Source organism: Mesorhizobium sp. P5_C1 (genome assembly GCF_054049815.1).
Genome location: NZ_JBFULQ010001237.1, coordinates 1 through 765, shown reverse-complemented (window position 1 = coordinate 765; position 765 = coordinate 1). Strand labels below are relative to the sequence as shown.

General features: G+C 58.4%; 1 protein-coding gene. It reads left to right on the top strand.

Translation table 11 applies throughout. The features are described from left to right. The coding region (locus ACXJ7R_RS35095) for an efflux RND transporter periplasmic adaptor subunit (RefSeq protein ID WP_457155797.1) at positions 1-765 on the top strand (765 nt) is incomplete at both ends.

Genomic DNA, 765 nt, shown 5'->3' with positions numbered 1-765 from the left:
AACCTGCGGCGGTCTCCGTTCCTGCCTCGGCGGTTCCGGTCATTGCCGGAAAGGTAGCCAGTCACGATGTGCCGATCTACCTTCGCGGTGTAGGAACGGTGATCGCCTACAACAACGTGGTCGTGCACAGCCTGATCTCAGGACCGATTACGAAGATCACATTCACGCAAGGCCAGACCGTGAAAAAAGGCGATCTGCTGGCGCAGATCGACCCAGATCCCTATCAGGCACAAATCGATCAGATAACCGCCACTCGCGATCGCGACCAGGCGCTGCTCGTCAATGCGCAGGCAGACCTGGACCGTTACACGCCACTGCTGGCGAAGGGCTTTGCCACTTCCCAACTGGTAGCCACGCAGAAGGCCGAAGTGATCCAGCTCCAGGCGACAATCAAGGCAGACGAGGCTCTGCTACAGGCCGAGCAGATCAATCTGAGCTACACCCGTCTGACCTCGCCGATCGACGGTGTAACGGGTATCCGGCAGATCGACGAAGGCAATATCATTCACCCGACCGATACTTTTGGTCTGGTCGACGTTGCGCAGGTCCAGCCGATCTCGTTGATCTTTACGCTGCCCGAGGAAACGCTCCCGCAGATCCAGAAGCAGATGGCCAAGGGGCAGCTGACGGTCTTTGCGTACAGCCAGGACGACAAGACCAAGCTCGACGAAGGCAAACTTTTGCTTCTCGACAACCAGATTGTCCAGACGACGGGCACGATCCGCCTCCGAGCCACGTTTCCGAACGCTGGGAACCAACTCTGGC